8 protein-coding genes and 1 pseudogene are annotated in these 18,385 nt (G+C 71.9%); 2 read left to right on the top strand and 7 right to left on the bottom strand.

The features are described 5' to 3' along the window. Positions 1–4 precede the first annotated feature (4 nt). Positions 5–5,860 carry a TIR domain-containing protein gene (locus tag AB0L71_RS01105; protein ID WP_365236476.1) on the bottom strand — a complete coding sequence of 1,952 codons (5,856 nt, stop codon included), beginning with the start codon at positions 5,858–5,860 and terminating at the stop codon, positions 5–7. Positions 5,861–5,866: 6 nt separating this feature from the next. Between AB0L71_RS01105 and AB0L71_RS01100 the strand changes: the two genes are divergently transcribed. After that, the gene (locus tag AB0L71_RS01100; protein WP_365236474.1) at positions 5,867–7,099 is read left to right on the top strand and encodes an SLC13 family permease; all 1,233 of its coding nucleotides are present in this window, start codon (positions 5,867–5,869) and stop codon (positions 7,097–7,099) included. On the opposite strand, the gene AB0L71_RS01095 is transcribed toward AB0L71_RS01100, so the two are convergent. The 6 genes from AB0L71_RS01095 to AB0L71_RS01070 all read right to left on the bottom strand — a co-directional run bounded on the left by AB0L71_RS01095 (position 7,092) and on the right by AB0L71_RS01070 (position 16,965). After that, positions 7,092–7,985 (bottom strand): inositol monophosphatase, encoded by an 894-nt coding sequence (locus tag AB0L71_RS01095; RefSeq protein ID WP_365236472.1) that lies wholly within the window; start codon positions 7,983–7,985, stop codon positions 7,092–7,094. The two genes, AB0L71_RS01100 and AB0L71_RS01095, sit on opposite strands and share 8 nt — an antisense overlap. After that, entirely contained in the window at positions 7,966–8,628 is a 663-nt protein-coding gene (locus AB0L71_RS01090; protein WP_365236470.1) for a hypothetical protein, read from the bottom strand. Before AB0L71_RS01090 ends, AB0L71_RS01095 begins: the two co-directional genes overlap by 20 nt. A 19-nt stretch (positions 8,629–8,647) precedes the next feature. After that, on the bottom strand, positions 8,648–9,598 hold the full coding sequence (locus AB0L71_RS01085; RefSeq protein WP_365236468.1) for a hypothetical protein: 951 nt from the start codon (positions 9,596–9,598) through the stop codon (positions 8,648–8,650). A 213-nt stretch (positions 9,599–9,811) separates the two neighbouring features. Further along, complete coding sequence (locus AB0L71_RS01080; RefSeq protein ID WP_365236466.1) at positions 9,812–11,272, bottom strand: glutamate synthase subunit beta; 1,461 nt, start codon at positions 11,270–11,272, stop codon at positions 9,812–9,814. Then, positions 11,265–15,824 (bottom strand): glutamate synthase large subunit, encoded by a 4,560-nt coding sequence (gltB, locus tag AB0L71_RS01075; RefSeq protein WP_365236464.1) that lies wholly within the window; start codon positions 15,822–15,824, stop codon positions 11,265–11,267. The genes AB0L71_RS01080 and gltB overlap by 8 nt, the downstream gene beginning before the upstream one ends. Before the next feature lie 406 nt (positions 15,825–16,230). After that, entirely contained in the window at positions 16,231–16,965 is a 735-nt protein-coding gene (locus AB0L71_RS01070) for a VIT1/CCC1 transporter family protein (protein ID WP_365236462.1), read from the bottom strand. A 263-nt stretch (positions 16,966–17,228) separates the two neighbouring features. On the opposite strand from AB0L71_RS01070, the pseudogene AB0L71_RS01065 reads away from it, so the two are divergent. Further along, positions 17,229–18,314: pseudogene (locus AB0L71_RS01065) on the top strand (ADP-ribosylglycohydrolase family protein); the annotation flags it as partial. Between the last annotated feature and the right edge of the window lie 71 nt (positions 18,315–18,385).

The raw sequence follows: 18,385 nt of genomic DNA, 5'->3' as shown, positions 1-18,385 counted from the left end.
CCTCTCAGAGGGCTTCGCCCAGCGCCAGGCGGTTCACCCCCGGCAGATACGGATCCAGCTCCCCGGGGGCGAACCGGGACATGCCGACCACATGCCAGAACTCACCGGCCACGTCTCCGTCGTACTTGTAGCCGCCGGCCGGGGTGAGCGTCGCCCAGCCGCCCGGCAGCCCGATCAGGGTGGCCATGGGTTCGGGCACCGTGCGGTCGTCGGGAAGCGTCCACAGGCGTACGGTGCCGTCCTCGCCCGCGCTCGCGAGCGTGTGCCCGTCGGGGCTGATCGCGAGGGAGAGGATCCGTCCGGCGTGGCCGCCGAGCGCCGCCAACTGCTCACCGGTCTCCGCGTGCCACAGTCCGATCGTGCGGTCGTCGCCCGCCGTGGCGAGCAGGGGGCGTACCGGGTGTGCCGCGACGGCCCAGAGTTTGCCGCTGTGTCCGGTCAGCCGCAGTTCCGGGACGCCGTCGCGCCAGACGACCGCGCGGCCGTCCCAGCCGGCCGTGGCCAGCCACGATCCGCCGGGGCCGAACGCCACCCCGTACACCCGGTCCGTGTGCTCGCGCAGTTCGGCCAGGAGCTCGCCGGTGCCGGGCAGCCACAGGCGTACGACGCCGTCGTCGCAGCCGGTGGCGAGTTCGCCGCGGGCGCCGGTGCAGAAGGCGATGGAGCGGACCCGGCCCCGGTGTTCCGTCAGGGTGGCGACGGGTGCGCCGGTCGAGCGGTACCAGAGGCGCACGGTGTCGTCGTCGTTGGCGGTGGCCAGGAGGGTGCCGTCGGCGCTGAACGCCCCGGCCCAGATGTGTTCGGTCTCGGCGTCCAGTTCGCGCAGGTGGGCGCCGTCCGTCGCGCTGCGGAGGTAGATGTCGCCGTCGTTGCTCGCGGTGGCCAGGATGGCTTCGGCCGGGCTGAAGAACGCGGAGACCAGACGGTTGCCGCGGCCCGTGAGCTCGGCCGTGCGGCGGCCGGTCCGCGTCTCCCAGAGCCGTACCGTTCCGTCGTTCCCGGCGGCCGCGAACTGGGTGCCGTCGGCGCTGAAGGAGAGTCCGGTGACGCGGCGGCCGTGCCCGCGAAGGATCCGGCGGCCCTGTCCGGTGTCGGCGTCCCAGATCCGGGCACCGCCGTCGTTGCCGACCGTGAGGAGCTGCCGGTCCCCCGGGCGGAAGGCGCAGGCCCAGGCGGAGCCGCGGTGTGCGGTGGGCTGCCGGTCGTGCAGGGCGACGGTGCGGCCCGTACGGGGGCTGCCGGAGACCGTCCAGAGGCGGACCTGACCGCTGCTGTCGCAGGAGGTGAGGAGCTTCCCGGAGGCGTGGAAGAGCACCTGGTAGACCGCGCCCGCGCAGTGTTCCATGGTTCCGGCGGGGGTACCGACGACCGGGTCCCAGAGACGGACCTGGCCGTCGGTGTCGCCGCTGACCAGAAGGGTTCCGTCGGGGTGGAAGTCGAGTGCGTAGACGCGTCCGGTGTGCCCGGTGAACGTGTGCAGCAGCCGGCCGTCCTCGGCCCGCCAGATCCGTACCGTGCCGCCGCCCGCCGCGCCTTGGTCGGCGGTGGCCAGGAGGGTGCCGTCGGGGCTGAACCGGGCCCGGTAGACGGCGCCTCGGTGGCCGGGGAGTTCCCCGTCGACGGAGCCGTCGGACAGGTTCCAGCGGCGGACCCCGGCCCCGGCGTCCCCGGTGATCAGGGTGCGCCCGTCGGGTGAGTACACGGCCGTGTAGACGGGGGCGGTGTGACCGGGAAGCCGGTGCAGGGGCTGCCCGGTGGCCACGGACCAGACGGTGACCAGGCCTTCGCAGTCCCCGGTGGCGACCAGGGTGCCCTCCCGGTCGAGTGCGAGCGGCCACACTCCTTCGGGATGGATGTCGAGACGGTGGCGGCAGGCCCCGGAGACCGGGTCCCACAGGCGCACGGTGCCGTCGGATCCGCCCGTCGCGATGGTGTCACCGGCGAACTTCACGGCGTATACGCGCCCGGAGTGGCCCTGGAGCGTGCGCAGGGCCCGGCCGGTGTCCGCGCCGCAGATCAGTACGCCGCCGTCCTCGCTGCCGACGGCGAGGAGTTCCCCGTCGGGGCTGTAGGCGATGGGTTCGGGGAGCCGGCTGGTCCGCATGTCGAATCCGTAGGGGACGCCGACGGCCGATGGCCGGTATCCGGCCTCGACCGGCATGCCGGGGGCGATGGCCGCGGCCCGGAGCTCGGGGGCCCCGCGCACGGTTTCGTCCAGGACCGGGGCGATCAGCGCGGCCCGGTGCCACCGGCTTCCGGTGAGTTCGGCGCCGGTGAGGTCGGTTCGGGTGAGCCGGCTGCCGGTGAGGTCGGCGCCGGTGAGGTCCGCGCCGGAGAGGTCGGCGTGGTCGAGCCGGGCGCCGGCGAGCCTGCTGTCCCGGAGCGCCGCACCGGAGAGATCGGCTCCGGTGAGCCGGGCGTCGGTCAGGTCCGCGCCGGAGAGGTCCGCGCCGGAGAAGTCCCGGTACGAGAGGTCCTCGCCGGCCAGCCGGGCGCCGCGCAGGTCGGCGTTGGCGGGGATCCGGAGCCGGTCGCCGATCCGCAGGGCGTTGCGGCGGGCGGCTTCGCCGACGGCGGGGCCGTCCGGGGCGAGGGTCTCGCGGACCCAGCGGGCGCAGGTCTCGTGGTCGGCGAGGTCGCAGAGGAATTCGACGGCGAGCTGGCTGAGCGGACGGACGGACAGGAGCGCGTCCTGGCCCTCGTCGAGCTGGCTCGCGGCCTGCCGGGCGACCAGCCATTCGAGCACCGAGCCGTGGATGAACTGGAACACGCCGTCGTCGCTGCGGACCAACAGGCTGCCGGCGCCGACCGCCTGGGCCTGTTCGGCGGTGGAGAGCGTGGTGGCGGCCGGTACGGGGCCGGTGAGTCCGCCGAGGGTGGCCGCCACGGTCTCGGTCAGTTCGTCGAGGCGCAACGCGGTGCGGCCGGACTCCCACAGGCGCAGGGCCAGCGCGGTGACGGAGGACCACAGCGCGGCGGCGCCGAGCCCGGGTGCGGCGCCCGCGCCGCCCTGGCCGCGTCGTTCCTCGTAGTCGATCCAGGAGGTGAAGACGTCCTCGTAGAGCCGGGCGGGGCTGAGGGCTCGGCCCGCTCCGGCGACCGCGCGCAGGCGGTCCGGGCTGAGGGCCGCGGCGAAGGAGAGCAGCCGGGGGTTGCCGCACAGGGTGAGCAGGTCGGGGATGTTGCGCAGCAGCTGGAACCGCTGTTCGGCCAGGTATGCGTCGCCGTAGGTGCGTACGAGGTAGGAGCGGACCTGGTCGGGTGTGAACCCCTCGACGGCGAGGATGCGGCGTTGGGGCAGCAGTCCGACGCGCTCGCCGAGTGCGGTCAGGATCTGGTCGTGGGACTTGAAGTGCTGGGTGCGGCTGCTGACGACGATCTTCGCCCGGTCGACGGCGGCGTCGAGGAGGACCTGGAGGTGGTCGGCGGCACGCTCGTAGCTGACCCGGTTGACGAGTTCGTCGAAGCCGTCGAAGAGCAGGACGACGCGGCCCTGGGCGAGCATGTAGCGCAGCGCGCGCAGGTCGATGGTGTCGACGTCGTGGCCCGCGAGGTGGGCGGCGACGAGCCCTTCGAGGCTGTGGGCCCGGTCGAGGGTGTTGAGCGGGATGAGCAGCGGGGTGAGGTGGGGCAGCTGTTCGGGGATGCGCCGGGCCAGTTCGCGCAGGGCGAAGGTCTTGCCGTGGCCGAAGTCGCCGAGGAGCAGCAGGAATCGGCCGTGGTCGCTCTCGAGCAGGTCGATGAGGTCCTCGACGAGTCCGGTGTGTTCGGCGCCTTCGGGTCGGTCGGCGTCGCGGTAGCGCTGCGGGAGGTAGCGGGCGGGCGGGTACTGTTCGCTGCTGTTCAGCCGGGCGGTCTGGGCGGCCACGTAGCCGCGCAGATCCAGCAGTCCCTGGAATTCGACGAAGCTGCGCAGCCGGATGCGGACTCCGCGGGTGGCGGCGCGGTCGCGCAGGGCCCGGTCGGGGGCGTCCCCGGCGTGCACGAGTACGGCGTCGGCCGCCGCTCCGGTGGCGTGCACCTGGACGGTGAACCGGTCGAGTTCGGCCTCGGTGGGAACGCCCGGGTGAACGGCGATGCGCTGTTGGCGCACGACTCCGTCCTCCTGCCAGGTGGCCATGATCTGGGCCATGTCGGCGGGGTCGCGGCGGGGGATGTCGCGCAGCCGTACGCCGTCCCTGCGGGCCAGGCAGATCTCCTTGACGCGTTCGGTGAGGGAGTCGACGGTCTCGTCGGTGGCCGGCCGGTCGAAGTCGGGTGTGGCCGGGGTGGCGGCCGGGCCGGGGACCGGGAAGACCCGGCCGGTCCGGCGCCACTCGCCGGGCAGCTGGGTGGGGGCCGCCGCGGTGGTGCGGTCGTCCCAGCGGGTGATGCCGTCCGCGGCGATCCGCAGGAGCTGGAAGCGGGCCGGGGCTGCCGCGCCGAGGACCGGGAGCCGGCCGGGTCCGGCCGCGACCGTGGTGTGGCTGGGTTCGCCCCCGGTGGTGCGGGGGCCGCCGGTGGGTCCGTGCAGCAGCAGGTTGAGCCGGGGGCCGGCGAGCCGGGTGAGGGCGTCCGCGTCCCGCAGTGCGCCGGGACCGCCGGCGGCGTCGGCGCGTTGGTGCAGGTCGGTGAGCGGGTGGCATACGGCTCCGATCCGCAGCCAGCCCTCCTCCTCGTATCCGCGCAGGGCCTCGGCGAACCAGGCGGCCTGGTCGCGGCCGATGGAGCCGTACTGGTCGTCGGGGCGGTGGCTGAAGGCCATGGAGGAGTTGAATCCGGCGACCACGGTGCCGAGTTCGGGCACCGGGAACAGGGTCCAGGGCTGATCGCTGTCGAAGACGGTGTCCAGCCCGTGGTAGAAGCTGCGGAAGAGCCGGGTGTAGTGGCGCCACTTGGGCCAGTAGGGGGGCTGCGGGGCGACCTCGTCCGCCTCGCAGGTGTGGAAGTAGCCGCGGCAGGCGGCCTGGTTCACGTCCTGTGCGCCGGGCACCACCATGACCCGCTGCGGCGGCAGGTCGTGCTGCGAGCGGATCGCGGTCAGGAAGCTGAGGGCCTGGTCGCATTCGCGGGGGCTGCCGGACGCGGTGAGGTCACCGGTGACGATCAGCAGATCGGGTGCGGGCGCCCCGGCGTCCCGGAGTTCGACGATGTCGCCGCGCAGCTGCCTGCTGAGGGTGTCGGGTTCCCGGCCGCGCCCGAAGCCGGGGCCGGCGAGGTGGAGGACGGTGATGGTGTCACGGGTGGCCCCCGGGCCGGTGGCGGGCGGGTATCCGGGGGCGCGGGCGGGCCTGCGCCGGCCCGCCCAGCCGGGGCCGCCGGGTCTGCGGCCGGGTGCGCGGTCGGGGTCCTCGGGGTACGGGCCGCGGTCCGGGAGCGGTGCACCGCCGCCGGACGGTCCGGTGCCGGGGTAGCCGGGGCGGCGGGCCGGCCGGGCGTGCCCTTCCATCGCCTGTCCCACCCGGTTCAGCAGCAGGGAGCGCGCGGTGTCCGCGTCGGCGATGCCGACCAGGTCGACATAGGTGAGGGTGGCGAGGAGACCTTCGATGGGGATGTCGTCGACGCGTACGGTCAGCAGCCGCCGCTCGGGTTCCTCCGGGGCGGCGCGGAGTGCGGCCTGCCATTCCATGCGGCCGTAGGTGGATCGTTCGTAGTGGCGGGAGAGCACGGCGATGACGGCGGTGGACTCGCTCACTCCGCGGTCCATGTAGTCGATGAAATTGGTGCCGGGCACGAAGTCCCACGCCTGGAGGACGGTGCGGTATCCGGCGTCCTCCAGGGACCACGCTATCCATGAGGCCCACGGTTCATCGGCCGGGGAATAGCTGATGAAGAAATCGAACTCGCTTACTGATAAACCCAGTTCGCCGTCTGACACCATGGATCCATGGTAGAAGAACTTTCGCCTCGGCGTCTGCGTGCCAGGCTGCCCGCACGCCTCGGCCTGTTGCACCCCCTGGACTGGCTCGCGGGCGGGCTCCTCGTCCTCGGGCTGGGCGCGGTGGCGACGGGGCTGCTGCCCGCGGATCCCGCTGCGGCGCAGTTGCGGCGGATCGGTCCGCTGCTGGTGTTCCTGGCCACGGTGATCGTGCTGGCCGAACTGACCGGCCGGGCCCAGGTCTTCGACGTGGTGGCGACCTGGGTGGCACGGGCGGGCCGGGGCCGCTATCCGCTGCTGTTCGGGCTCTGTGTGCTGTTCGCCTCGCTCACCACGATCACGCTGAATCTGGACACCACGGCGGTACTGCTCACTCCGGTGATGCTGGCGCTGGCGACCCGGGTGGGGATCGCGGCGGTGCCGTTGGCGATGACGACGGTGTGGCTTGCCAATACCGCGAGCCTGTTGCTGCCGGTGTCGAATCTGACGAATCTGCTGGCGGCGGACCGGGTGGCGCTGTCGCCGTCGGGGCTGGCCGCCGTGATGTGGCTGCCCCAGCTGGCCACGATCGGGGTGACGGCCGCCTGTCTGTGGGTCTTCTACTGGCGCCGTGGCCGCCGCGGCCAGGACCGGTACACCCCGCCGTCCGCACCGGTCCCGTCCGATCCGGTGCTGCTGCGGATCTGTTCGGTGGCGTGCGCCGGCTTCCTGCTGGCGATCCTGCTCGCGGATGTGCCGCTCTGGGCCGCTTCGACGGTCGCGATGCTGATCGTCGTGGTGGCCTTCGCGCTGCGGCGCGGGGAGGAGCTGCGGCTCTCGCTGGTCCCGTGGCGGCTGCTGGTGCTGGTCCCGGGGATGTTCCTGGTGGTGGAGACGGTCAACGCGCACGGTCTGCATGCGCTGCTGGCGTCCGCGCTCGGCTCGGACGACGGATTCACCGGGATGCTGCGGTCGGCCGGGGTGGGCGCGGGGATGTCCAACGTGCTGAACAACCTGCCGGCGTACGTGGCGGGCGAGGCGGTCGTGCCCGCGGGCAATCATCACCAGTTGCTGGCCCTGCTGATCGGGGTCAACGCGGGGCCGGTCATCACGCCGTGGGCCTCGCTGGCGACTCTTCTGTGGTTCGAACGCTGCCGCTGGCACGGGACGCGGATCGACACGGGCCGGTTCGTCCGGACCGGTCTGGTGCTGTCGGTGACCGGCACGGCGGCCGCCACCTGCGCGCTGGCGCTGGTCAGCTGATGCCCGGCCGGGGGGCCTGCCGCCCGGCCACCGAAGCCACCTGCGCGAGAACGTAGTCGAGTGTGTCGGTACGGGCGGCGACGAAGCTGCGGTCCGCACCGGACCCCGTGAATCCGGGCCGGAACACCTCGCCGTGCAGCGTGCGCAGCTCCACCCCGGCCTCGGTCGCGAGCAGCGCCCCGGCGGGCAGGTCGAGGCCCTCGGCCCGATAGCCGACGAAACCGTCGATGGTCCCGCGGGCCAGCATGGACCAGCCGAGGAGCGGCGCCCACAGCTGGAGCACCCGTCGGCAGCGCAGCTCCAGATGCTGGCGGAGCACGGCGCACGCGGTGTCGGCGCGGCCGACCGCGTGGCCCTGGGTCCAGGCGATGACCGGGCCCGGGGCGGGCAGTCTCCCGTCGGGGCCGCTGAGCGGCCCGGACGCGCCGTGTGCGCCGTGGCCGGACACCGCGTGCCAGGTCCGGCCGGTGAGCGGTTCGTGGACCACGCCGAGGACCGGTGCTCCGGCGACACACAGCGCGATGCCCACCACATAGGCGGGCAGCCCGATGGCCACGTTGTTGGTGCCGTCGAGCGGGTCGACCAGCCAGGTGCGGGGCCCGGTCCCGTCGAGCAGTCCGGCTTCCTCCGACAGGATGCGGTCCTGCGGGAAGTGCTGCCGCAGCCTGCCGAGCACGATCTCCTCGGCGGCGAGGTCGAGGGCGGTGACCACATCGCCCGACGCGTCTTTCGTACGGACCGTCAGGGGGGCGCCGAAGCGTTCCCGGAGCATGGTTCCGGCTTCTTCGGCGGCGGCCACCGCCACCGCCCGCTCACGCGCGTACGGGCTCGTCCCTCCGGTCCCGGGCACGGAGGCCGGATCCGGATCAGACTTCGACGGGTCCATCGAACCTCCCGAGCGCCGTACGAATCATGCGTAACGTCTGTTCCTCGGCGCACAGTCGGCGCGTCATGGTGCGTGCCCGCCCGTCGAGCGGGCCGAGCGAGAGATCCGCCCCGCCGGGCACCGACCGGCCCAGCACGAGTGTGGCGGCCGGGTCCGCGCCTTCGGTGGACGTGGCGTGGAACTCCCCCGCGGTGAGCGTGTACGTCTCGCCCGGTCCGCTGATGTGTGCGTGGCCCGGCTCGCCGCGTACCAGTGCCGCGGTGGGAACGACCTCGTCCACTCCCCCGGGCCCGCTGTGCACTTCGAAGATCCGGTGGGTGGGTTCGTCCTCGGTGCGGCTGACCCGCACCGGGAGATTGGCGACCCGCCCGTACAGGACGTGGCTGCGCAGCTCCCAGCTGTGGGCGTGCCAGGGCGCGGTGTCCGGCTCAACGCCGTAGGCGGGGTCGAAGAGATGGATGCAGATCCCCCGCACTCCCTCGCGCAGCAGTGGCAGGCAGAGGAAGCCCAGCGGGTGGTGTACGGCACGCAGCTCCCCGCAGCCCGTGGCCAGTTCGGTGAGTGCGCGGACGGCGGAGCGACGTGCGTCCGGGGAGGTCGCATGGCCGTGCGCAAGGGCCAGTTCCAGCTCGTCGTAGTCCATGGGGTCGCGCCGGGGCGCCTCACCTCCGGTAGGGGTCCTCCGCGTGCAGTGCCTTGACGATGATTTCGCCGATGTCGCTGTCGGTGAACGCGCGGGGCAGCGGCAGTTGGAGGGCCTCGAAGAGACCGCGGGCCTCGTCGACGGTCGGCTCCTCGCCCAGGGGCGCCTCGACGCGCATCGGGACCACGAGGGCCTGTTCCCGGCTCTGGTGCAGTTCGGTGACGTAGTAGTCGTAGAGCGGCTGTTCGCGCCTGACGAGAAGGTTGACCCGCGAGGTGTCGTCCTGGGTGATGATCAGACAGGATTCGGAGAGGTCGAAGCGGAGCGTCGGTACGGCGGAGGAGAGGTGCACCGCGATGTCCAGGGTGGTGAGCCTGCGCTGGTACCAGCAGGCGGCCAGCACCGTCGCGTAGGACTCCTTGCGCACCCGGTCGGTGGTCCAGTGACCGGCATGGCCGGTGCTGCTGCGGTTGGCGAACATCTGGCGGAACCGGGCGTACGCCTGGCAGATGCGTTCGTCGTCCGGGTTGATGATGTCGATCTTCATGTTGAGCTGGGAGCGCTGTTCCCTGGCGGTGGCGACGCACTGCGGCAGGGTGACGGCCCGTAAGTAGGTGCCGGTTCCGCCCTTGAAGTACCAGAGGTTGGTGTGCTGCCGGGCGGCGCGCAGGGCTTCGCCGACCTCGTTGCCGGAGAGCGAGCGGACCATGGTGAGGTCCTCCAGCGCGCGGCGGGTGCCGGCCATCGCCTCCTGGATCGCGGCGGGCTGGCGCACCCGCTCCACGATCGAGCCGAGCGCCAGCGCACCGAGGACGACCAGGGTCGCTCCGGACGCCACGTCGCTGGTGACGACGTCGCCGAAGATGTCCAGAAAACCGATGGTCAGCGCTACGCCTGCGGCGATGACGACATCGATGTTCTTGAGGATCCAGGCGACGGTCCGCTCCAGGCGGCGTGCGGGCACCGTCATGGGCACACTCCTCCCCCCGTGGGATGCCTTCCCGATCGTAGGAGAACGGAGCGGGGCGCCGCCAGGGCGTACAGGGGGGCTCATCGCCGGCGTCCATGCGACCAGGGGGTGCGGACGCGCCGCGGCGCCTGCCGAGTTCGTCCTGGTCGGGGACGGGCAGGCGCCGCGTTCGGTTCCGCACGCCGTTGTACGGGACGTCCGGATGTGCCGTGATCAGACCGCCAGGGCGCGGTCCGTCGGGCGGATCGGGGCCGGCAGGGTGCTGGCTCCGGTCAGGAAGCGGTCCACCCCGCGGGCCGCGGAGCGGCCCTCGGCGATGGCCCACACGATGAGGGACTGGCCGCGGCCCGCGTCACCGGCGACGAACACGCCGTCGACGTTGGTGGCGAAGTCCGCGTCGCGCGCGACGTTGCCGCGCGCGTCGAGCTCCAGGCCGAACTGCTCGACCAGGCCGTTGGACTGGTCGGTGCCGGTGAAGCCCATGGCCAGGGTGACGAGCTGGGCGGGGATCCGGCGCTCGGTGCCGGGCTTCTGCTCCAGCTTGCCGTCCTTGAACTCCACCTCGACCAGGTGCAGCGCCTGGACGTTGCCGTCCTCGTCGCCCTCGAAGCGGGTGGTGGAGACGGAGTACACCCGCTCGCCGCCCTCCTCGTGTGCGGAGGTGACCTTGTAGAGCATCGGGAAGGTCGGCCAGGGCTGGTTGGCGTTACGCTCCTCGCCCGGCCGGGGCATGATCTCCAGCTGGGTGACGGAGAGCGCACCCTGGCGGTGGGCCGTGCCGACGCAGTCGGCGCCGGTGTCGCCGCCGCCGATGACGACGACGTGCTTGCCCTCGGCGCTGATCGGGGAGACCGTCAGGTCGCCCTCCTGCACCTTGTTGGCGAGCGGCAGGTACTCCATGGCGAAGTGCACGCCGTTCAGCTCACGGCCCGGGACGGGCAGATCGCGCGAGACGGTGGCTCCGGCGGCGATCACGACCGCGTCGTACCGGCGGCGGAGCTTGGCGGCGTCGATGTCCTTGCCGATCTCCACCTCCGTACGGAACTTGGTGCCTTCCGCGCGCATCTGCTCGATACGGCGGTTGATGTGCGACTTCTCCATCTTGAACTCGGGGATGCCGTACCGGAGGAGACCTCCGATGCGGTCCGCGCGCTCGAAGACGGCGACCGTGTGGCCGGCCCGGGTCAGCTGCTGGGCCGCGGCGAGACCCGAGGGTCCCGAACCGATGACCGCGACGGTCTTGCCGGAGAGCCGCTCGGGCGGCTGCGGGGTGACGTCGCCGCTGCCCCACGCCTTGTCGATGATGGAGACTTCGACGTTCTTGATGGTGACGGCCGGCTGGTTGATGCCGAGCACGCACGCCGACTCGCACGGGGCCGGGCAGAGCCGCCCGGTGAACTCCGGGAAGTTGTTCGTGGCGTGCAGTCGCTCGGACGCGGCCCGCCAGTCCTCGCGGTAGGCGTAGTCGTTCCACTCGGGGATGAGGTTTCCGAGCGGGCAGCCGTTGTGGCAGAACGGGATGCCGCAGTCCATGCAGCGGCCGGCCTGCTTGCTGATGATCGGGAGCAGCGAGCCGGGAACGTAGACCTCGTTCCAGTCCTTGACGCGCTCGCCCACGGGGCGGGTCCTGGCGACCTCGCGCTGTGTGGTCAGGAAGCCCTTGGGGTCAGCCATGGGTCGCCGCCTCCATCATCTTCTCGGTGGTCTCCTGTTCGGAGAGACCGGCGAGCTCAGCGGCGTCCTTGGCGGCGAGCACGGCCTTGTACGTGGACGGGATGATCTTGCTGAAGCGGGCCACCGCGGTGTCCCACTCGGCAAGCAGCTTCTCGGCGACCGTGGAACCGGTCTCCTCCTGATGGCGTCGCACCACGTCGTGCAGCCACTGCTTGTCGGTGTCGGAGAGTGCCTCGATCGCGCCGAGGTTGCCGGCGTTCACGTTGTCGCGGTCCAGGTCGACGACGTACGCGACACCGCCCGACATACCGGCGGCGAAGTTGCGTCCGGTCTCGCCGAGCACGACCGCGTGGCCGCCGGTCATGTACTCGCAGCCGTGGTCGCCCACGCCCTCCGAGACGACCGTCGCGCCGGAGTTGCGGACGCAGAACCGCTCACCGGTCCGGCCGCGCAGGAACAGCTCGCCGCCGGTGGCGCCGTAGGCGATGGTGTTGCCCGCGATGGTGGAGTACTCGGCGAGGTGGTCCGCGCCGCGGTCCGGGCGGACGACGATGCGTCCGCCGGAGAGGCCCTTGCCGACGTAGTCGTTGGCGTCGCCCTCCAGGCGCAGCGTCACACCGCTCGGCACGAACGCGCCGAAGGACTGTCCGGCGGAGCCGGTGAACGTGATGTCGATGGTGTTCTGCGGCAGGCCGGCGCCGCCGAACTTCTTCGTCACCTCGTGGCCCAGCATGGTGCCGACGGTGCGGTTGATGTTGCGGATCGCGACCTGGGCCCGGACCGGCTGGGCGGCCTCGGCGCTCTCCGCGTGGAGGGCATCGGCGGCGAGCCTGATCAGCTCGTTGTCGAGGGCCTTGGCGAGACCGTGGTCCTGCTCGACCCGCTGGTGCCGGACGGCGCCTTCGGGCAGCTCGGGGACGTGGAACAGCGGCTGCAGGTCGAGGCCCTGCGCCTTCCAGTGCGTGATCGCACGGTCCGTGTCGAGCAGCTCGGCGTGGCCGACGGCCTCCTCGATCGTGCGGAAGCCGAGCTCGGCGAGGAGCTCACGGACTTCCTGGGCGATGAACTCGAAGAAGTTGACGACGTACTCGGCCTTGCCGGAGAACCGGTCGCGCAGGACCGGGTTCTGGGTGGCGATGCCGACCGGGCAGGTGTCCAGGTGGCAGACGCGCATCATGACGCAGCCGGAGACGACGAGCGGCGCGGTCGCGAAACCGAACTCCTCGGCGCCCAGCAGCGCGGCGATGACGACGTCGCGGCCGGTCTTCAGCTGGCCGTCGGTCTGGACGACGATGCGGTCGCGCAGGCCGTTGAGCAGCAGGGTCTGCTGGGTCTCGGCGAGGCCCAGCTCCCAGGGGCCGCCCGCGTGCTTCAGCGAGGTGAGCGGGGAGGCGCCCGTTCCGCCGTCGTGTCCGGAGATCAGGACGACGTCCGCATGTGCCTTGGAGACACCCGCGGCGACCGTGCCGACACCGACCTCGGAGACCAGCTTCACGTGGATGCGGGCCGCCGGGTTGGCGTTCTTGAGGTCGTGGATCAGCTGGGCCAGGTCCTCGATGGAGTAGATGTCGTGGTGGGGCGGCGGCGAGATCAGGCCGACGCCCGGGGTGGAGTGCCGGGTCCTGGCGACCCACGGGTAGACCTTGTGGCCGGGGAGCTGGCCGCCCTCGCCGGGCTTGGCACCCTGCGCCATCTTGATCTGGATGTCGTCCGCGTTGACCAGGTACTCGCTGGTCACACCGAAGCGGCCGGAGGCGACCTGCTTGATGGCCGAGCGGCGGGCCGGGTCGTAGAGCCGGTCGGCGTCCTCGCCGCCCTCACCGGTGTTGGACTTGCCGCCCAGCTGGTTCATGGCGATGGCGAGGGTCTCGTGCGCCTCGCGGGAGATCGAGCCGTACGACATGGCGCCGGTGGAGAAGCGCTTGACGATCTCGGAGACGGACTCGACCTCGTCGATCGAGATCGGCTCGCGGTCGCTCTTGAAGCCGAACAGGCCACGGAGCGTCATCAGGCGCTCGGACTGCTCGTTCACCCGGTCGGTGTACTTCTTGAAGATGTCGTAGCGCTTGTTGCGCGTGGAGTGCTGGAGGCGGAAGACCGTCTCCGGGTCGAACAGGTGCGGCTCGCCCTCGCGGCGCCACTGGTACTCGCCGCCGATCTCCAGCGCGCGGTGCGAGGCGGAGATGCCGGAGGCCGGGTACGCCTTGGCGTGGCGGGCGGCGACTTCCCGGGCGACGACGTCGAGGTCCGCGCCGCCGATCTTGGTGGCGGTGCCGTTGAAGTACTTCGCGACGAAGTCCTCGTCCAGGCCTACGGCCTCGAAGACCTGGGCGCCCCGGTAGGAGGCGACCGTCGAGATGCCCATCTTCGACATGACCTTGAGGACGCCCTTGCCGAGGGCGTAGATCAGGTTGCGGATGGCCTTCTCGGGCTCGATGCCCTCGATGAACGTACCGGCGCGGACCAGGTCCTCGACGGACTCCATCGCCAGGTAGGGGTTGACCGCGGCGGCGCCGTAGCCGATCAGCAGGGCGACGTGGTGGACCTCGCGGACGTCTCCGGCCTCGACCAGCAGGCCCACCTGGGTGCGCTGCTTGGTGCGGATGAGGTGGTGGTGGACGGCCGAGGTGAGCAGCAGCGAGGGGATCGGTGCGTGCTCGGCGTCGGAGTGCCGGTCGGACAGGACGATCAGACGGGCGCCGTCCTCCATGGCGGCGTCGACCTCGGTGCAGATCTGCTCGATCCGTGCGGCGAGGGCTTCGCCGCCGCCGCCGACCCGGTAGAGGCCGGAGAGCGTGGCGGCCTTCATGCCCGGCATGTCGCCGTCGGCATTGATGTGTATCAGCTTGGCCAGCTCGTCGTTGTCGATCACCGGGAACGGCAGCGTGACGCTGCGGCACGAGGCGGCGGTCGGCTCCAGGAGGTTGCCCTGCGGGCCCAGCGAGGAGCGCAGCGAGGTGACGAGCTCCTCTCGGATGGCGTCCAGCGGCGGGTTGGTGACCTGGGCGAACAGCTGGGTGAAGTAGTCGAAGAGCAGCCGGGGACGCGCGGACAGGGCTGCGATCGGCGAGTCCGTGCCCATGGAGCCGAGCGGCTCGCCGGCCGTGCGGGCCATCGGGGCGAGGATGACGCGGAGCTCTTCCTCGGTGTAGCCGAAGGTCTGCTGGCGGCGGGTGACGGAGGCGTGCGTGTGCACGATGTGCTCCCGCTCGGGGAGGTCCTCCAGCTCGATCTCGCCGGTCTCCAGCCAGTCCTGGTAGGGCTGCTCGGCGGCGAGGGTCGCCTTGATCTCGTCGTCCTCGATGATGCGGCCCTCGGCCGTGTCGACGAGGAACATCCTGCCGGGCTGCAGGCGGCCCTTGCGGACGACCTTCGCCGGGTCGATGTCCAGGACCCCGACCTCGGAGGAGAGCACGACGAGGCCGTCGTCGGTGACCCAGTAGCGGCCGGGGCGCAGACCGTTGCGGTCCAGCACCGCACCGACCTGGGTGCCGTCGGTGAAGGTGACGCAGGCGGGGCCGTCCCAGGGCTCCATCATCGTGGAGTGGTACTGGTAGAAGGCGCGGCGGGCCGGGTCCATCGAGTCGTGGTTCTCCCACGCCTCGGGGACCATCATCAGCACCGAGTGGGGCAGCGAGCGGCCGCCGAGGTGGAGCAGCTCCAGGACCTCGTCGAAGGAGGCGGAGTCGGAGGCGTCCGGGGTGCAGACGGGGAAGATCCGGTCGAGCTGGGCCTCGCCGAAGAGGCTGGAGGCGAGCTGGGACTCGCGGGCCCTCATCCAGTTGCGGTTGCCCTTGACCGTGTTGATCTCGCCGTTGTGCGCGACGAAGCGGTACGGGTGGGCGAGCGGCCAGCTCGGGAAGGTGTTGGTGGAGAAGCGCGAGTGGACCAGGGCGACCGCGGTGGCGAAGCGGCGGTCGGAGAGGTCCGGGAAGAACGGCTCCAGCTGGCCCGTGGTGAGCATGCCCTTGTAGACGATCGTGCGGGCGGAGAGCGAGGGGAAGTACACCCCGGCCTCCCGCTCGGCGCGCTTGCGCAGCACGAAGGCCTTGCGGTCGAGCGCGATGCCGGTGCTCTCGCCGTCCGCGACGAAGAGCTGGCGGAACTCGGGCATGGTGGCGCGGGCGCCGTTGCCGAGGATGTCCGGGGTGACCGGGACATCGCGCCAGCCGAGGACGTCGAGGCCCTCCTCGGCAGCGATCTTCTCCAGCTTGCGGACGGACTCGGCGGGGGCGTTCGCGGGGAGGAAGGCGATTCCGACGGCGTAGGCACCGGCTGCGGGGAGGTCGAAGGCGACCTGGTCGCGGAGGAAGGCGTCCGGGACCTGGAGCAGGATTCCGGCGCCGTCGCCGGAGTCGGGCTCCGAGCCGGTGGCACCGCGGTGTTCGAGGTTGCGCAGCACGGTCAGCGCCTGTTCGACCAGTTCATGGCCGGCCACACCGGTCAGAGTGGCCACGAACCCGACGCCACAGGCGTCGTGCTCGTTACGAGGGTCGTACATCCCCTGCTGGGCGGGGCGACCGTCCATGGGCGACCAGGCGTCGGTACGCATCGGCTCTCCCGTCGTCGTCGTGGCATATGCAGTGCCGAGGGACGACGTTGGCCCTCTGCGAAATTTCATGCAGGTTACATAATGAGGCGCTTCTCAAAAAGCGGATAGTCCCTTCCAACATGCGGACATCACCTGAGGTGATGGGGGGATTGCTGTCGGAGGATCGGCGCCCGAGGGGCCACAGAGAGCAGGCGTCGTTGCCTGCGGTGTCTACGGCTCATGCCCGGCGGCAGAGGAAACAAAACCGCCCGTTGATGACTACTTATGTGTAGCCCTGCATAGGGACTCATTTTACGACGAGGTGACGTGCCCGCCCAGAGGCGGTAACCGGGATGTACGTCACACGGATGGCAGGCAGGTTACGGACGGCGCACGCCGCCGTCCGTTTCCCCCGATCGCCGAGGCGTCAGCCCCCGACTGCCACACCGAACAGCGTGCCCAGGCCGTAGGTGATGGCCGCCGCGGCCCCGCCCAGCGCCAGCTGACGCAGCCCGCTGTACAGCCAGCTGCGCGCCGTCACCCTGGCCACCACCGCACCGCAGGCGAACAGCCCGATCAGCGCGAGCAGTACGGCGGGCCACAGCGCACTGGCACCGAGCAGGTACGGCAGCACGGGGAGCAGGGCTCCCATCGCGAACGCGCCGAACGACGACACGGCGGCGACCAGCGGCGAGGGCAGATCGCCCGGGTCGATGCCGAGTTCCTCGCGGGCGTGGATCTCCAGGGCCTGCTCCGGGTCGCGCGACAGCTGCCGCGCGACCTCGCGGGCGAGCAGGGGCTCGACGCCGCGGGACTCGTAGAGGGCGGCGAGCTCCCGCTCCTCGTCCTTGGGGTGTTTGCGCAATTCGCGCCGCTCGACGTCGAGTTCCGCCTCGACGAGCTCGCGCTGCGAGGCGACGGAGGTGTACTCGCCGGCCGCCATGGAGAAGGCACCGGCGGCCAGACCCGCCAGACCGGTGATCACGATCGTCTGCTGGGAGACGGCACCGCCCGCGACGCCGGTCATCAGCGCGAGGTTGGAGACCAGCCCGTCCATGGCGCCGAAGACCGCGGGCCGCAACCAGCCACCGTTCACATCACGATGGGTGTGATTGTCCCGGTGCGCCTCGTGCAGTACGGCATCGGTCTCGATGATGGACACAGCTCTCCCCCTCTCCGACGGCGGAATCCACTCGTTCCGCCCCGTTCGGCACGATCGAACCTACGCACGAAAAGGGTCCCCCGCCAGCAAGGCAGGCCGTACTTACCTGGCCCGTGACCAGGTAAGTACGGCCTGACCCAGGGTCTCTGACCCGTCATCCGACTGGCCGTTCTTCCCCGTGATCGGCCTTTGGACGGGGGCTCGGCGTGGCACAGATCGAGCAGGCACGAGAACGGGCTCGGTGTGAGCGAAGGGTCGACACCATGGAGTTGGTCGCAGGAACTCCGGCGGAGCCGCACAACGGCGGTACGGAGACGGCGGTTGCGCACGGCGCACCGGGGGCGGCCGGCGGCGGCGCGGGCCGGGGTGCGGCGGCGCGCGGCGGCCTGGTGGACCGGGCCCGGGGCGCACTGCTCGGTCTCGCGGTCGGTGACGCGCTGGGCGCGCCGGCGGAGAATCTGCGGCCCTCCGAGATCCGCCGTCGCTGGGGCCGGATCGAGGGCTTCGTGAGCGACGACCCCGCGGGTACGGACGACACGGAGTACGCGATCTTCTCCGGGCTGCTGCTCGCCCGGCACGGTTCGGCGCTGACCGTCACCCAGGTGGAGCGGGCGTGGCACCTGTGGATCGCCGACCTGGACGAGGGGCCGTTCCGCGGTGCCGGGTTCAGCGAGCGGGGCACGCTGGAGAATCTGCGCCGGGGTCTCGCCGCCCCGATCTCCGCCCAGCACCGGCACGCCTGGAGCGACGGACTGGCGATGCGGGCGGCACCGTTCGGCGTGTTCGCGGCGGGCCGCCCCGACGAGGCGGCCCGCCTGGTCGCGGTGGACGGGCGGGTCAGTCACGAGGGAGAGGGCATCTACGGCGGCCAGGCGGTGGCGGCCGGGGTGGCCGCCGCGATGGCGGGTGCCGGGGTCGCGTCGGTGATCGCAGCCGCGCTGTCCGTCGTCCCCATGGACTCCTGGACGGCGCGCTCGCTGCGGCGCGCGGTGACGGCCGCGCAGCGCACGTACCCCGACCGGCTCAGCAGGGAACGCGCGGTGCGCTCCGCGGTGGTCGTCGGCGGCTATCCGTGGACGGACCTGGCGCCCGAGGCGGTCGGCCTGGCCTTCGGCGCGTTCGCGGCGGCCCGCGGCGAATTCCGTACGGCGGTGCTCACCGCGGTCAACATGGGCCGCGACGCGGACACGACGGCCGCGGTGGCGGGGGCCCTGGCCGGCGCCCTGCACGGGGAGTCGGCGATCCCCCGGCACTGGGGCGAGGCGATCGGCCCCGTCCGGGGCAGCTGCCTGCCGTCGATGCGCGGTCACCACGTCCTGGACATCGCGGAGTTGCTCACCCCGGACGAGGCCGACGAGCCGTGCGGGGGCGGGCCGGACGACGCCGGCATGCGACAGGGCCCCGCGCCGCGCACCGCCGC

The organism is Streptomyces sp. NPDC052052, assembly GCF_040680455.1.
Taxonomy (GTDB): Bacteria; Actinomycetota; Actinomycetes; order Streptomycetales; family Streptomycetaceae; genus Streptomyces.
Note: the sequence above shows the minus strand (reverse complement) of the source record. Positions and strands in the feature narration are given on the sequence as shown.

Excerpts from the sequence above, each read along its gene's own strand:
- AB0L71_RS01105 (WP_365236476.1), bottom strand. The coding sequence starts at position 5,860 with ATGGTGTCAGACGGCGAACTGGGTTTATCAGTAAGCGAGTTCGATTTC.
- AB0L71_RS01100 (WP_365236474.1), top strand. The coding sequence starts at position 5,867 with ATGGTAGAAGAACTTTCGCCTCGGCGTCTGCGTGCCAGGCTGCCCGCA.
- AB0L71_RS01095 (WP_365236472.1), bottom strand. The coding sequence starts at position 7,985 with ATGGACCCGTCGAAGTCTGATCCGGATCCGGCCTCCGTGCCCGGGACC.
- AB0L71_RS01090 (WP_365236470.1), bottom strand. The coding sequence starts at position 8,628 with ATGGACTACGACGAGCTGGAACTGGCCCTTGCGCACGGCCATGCGACC.
- AB0L71_RS01085 (WP_365236468.1), bottom strand. The coding sequence starts at position 9,598 with ATGACGGTGCCCGCACGCCGCCTGGAGCGGACCGTCGCCTGGATCCTC.
- AB0L71_RS01080 (WP_365236466.1), bottom strand. The coding sequence starts at position 11,272 with ATGGCTGACCCCAAGGGCTTCCTGACCACACAGCGCGAGGTCGCCAGG.
- gltB (WP_365236464.1), bottom strand. The coding sequence starts at position 15,824 with ATGCGTACCGACGCCTGGTCGCCCATGGACGGTCGCCCCGCCCAGCAG.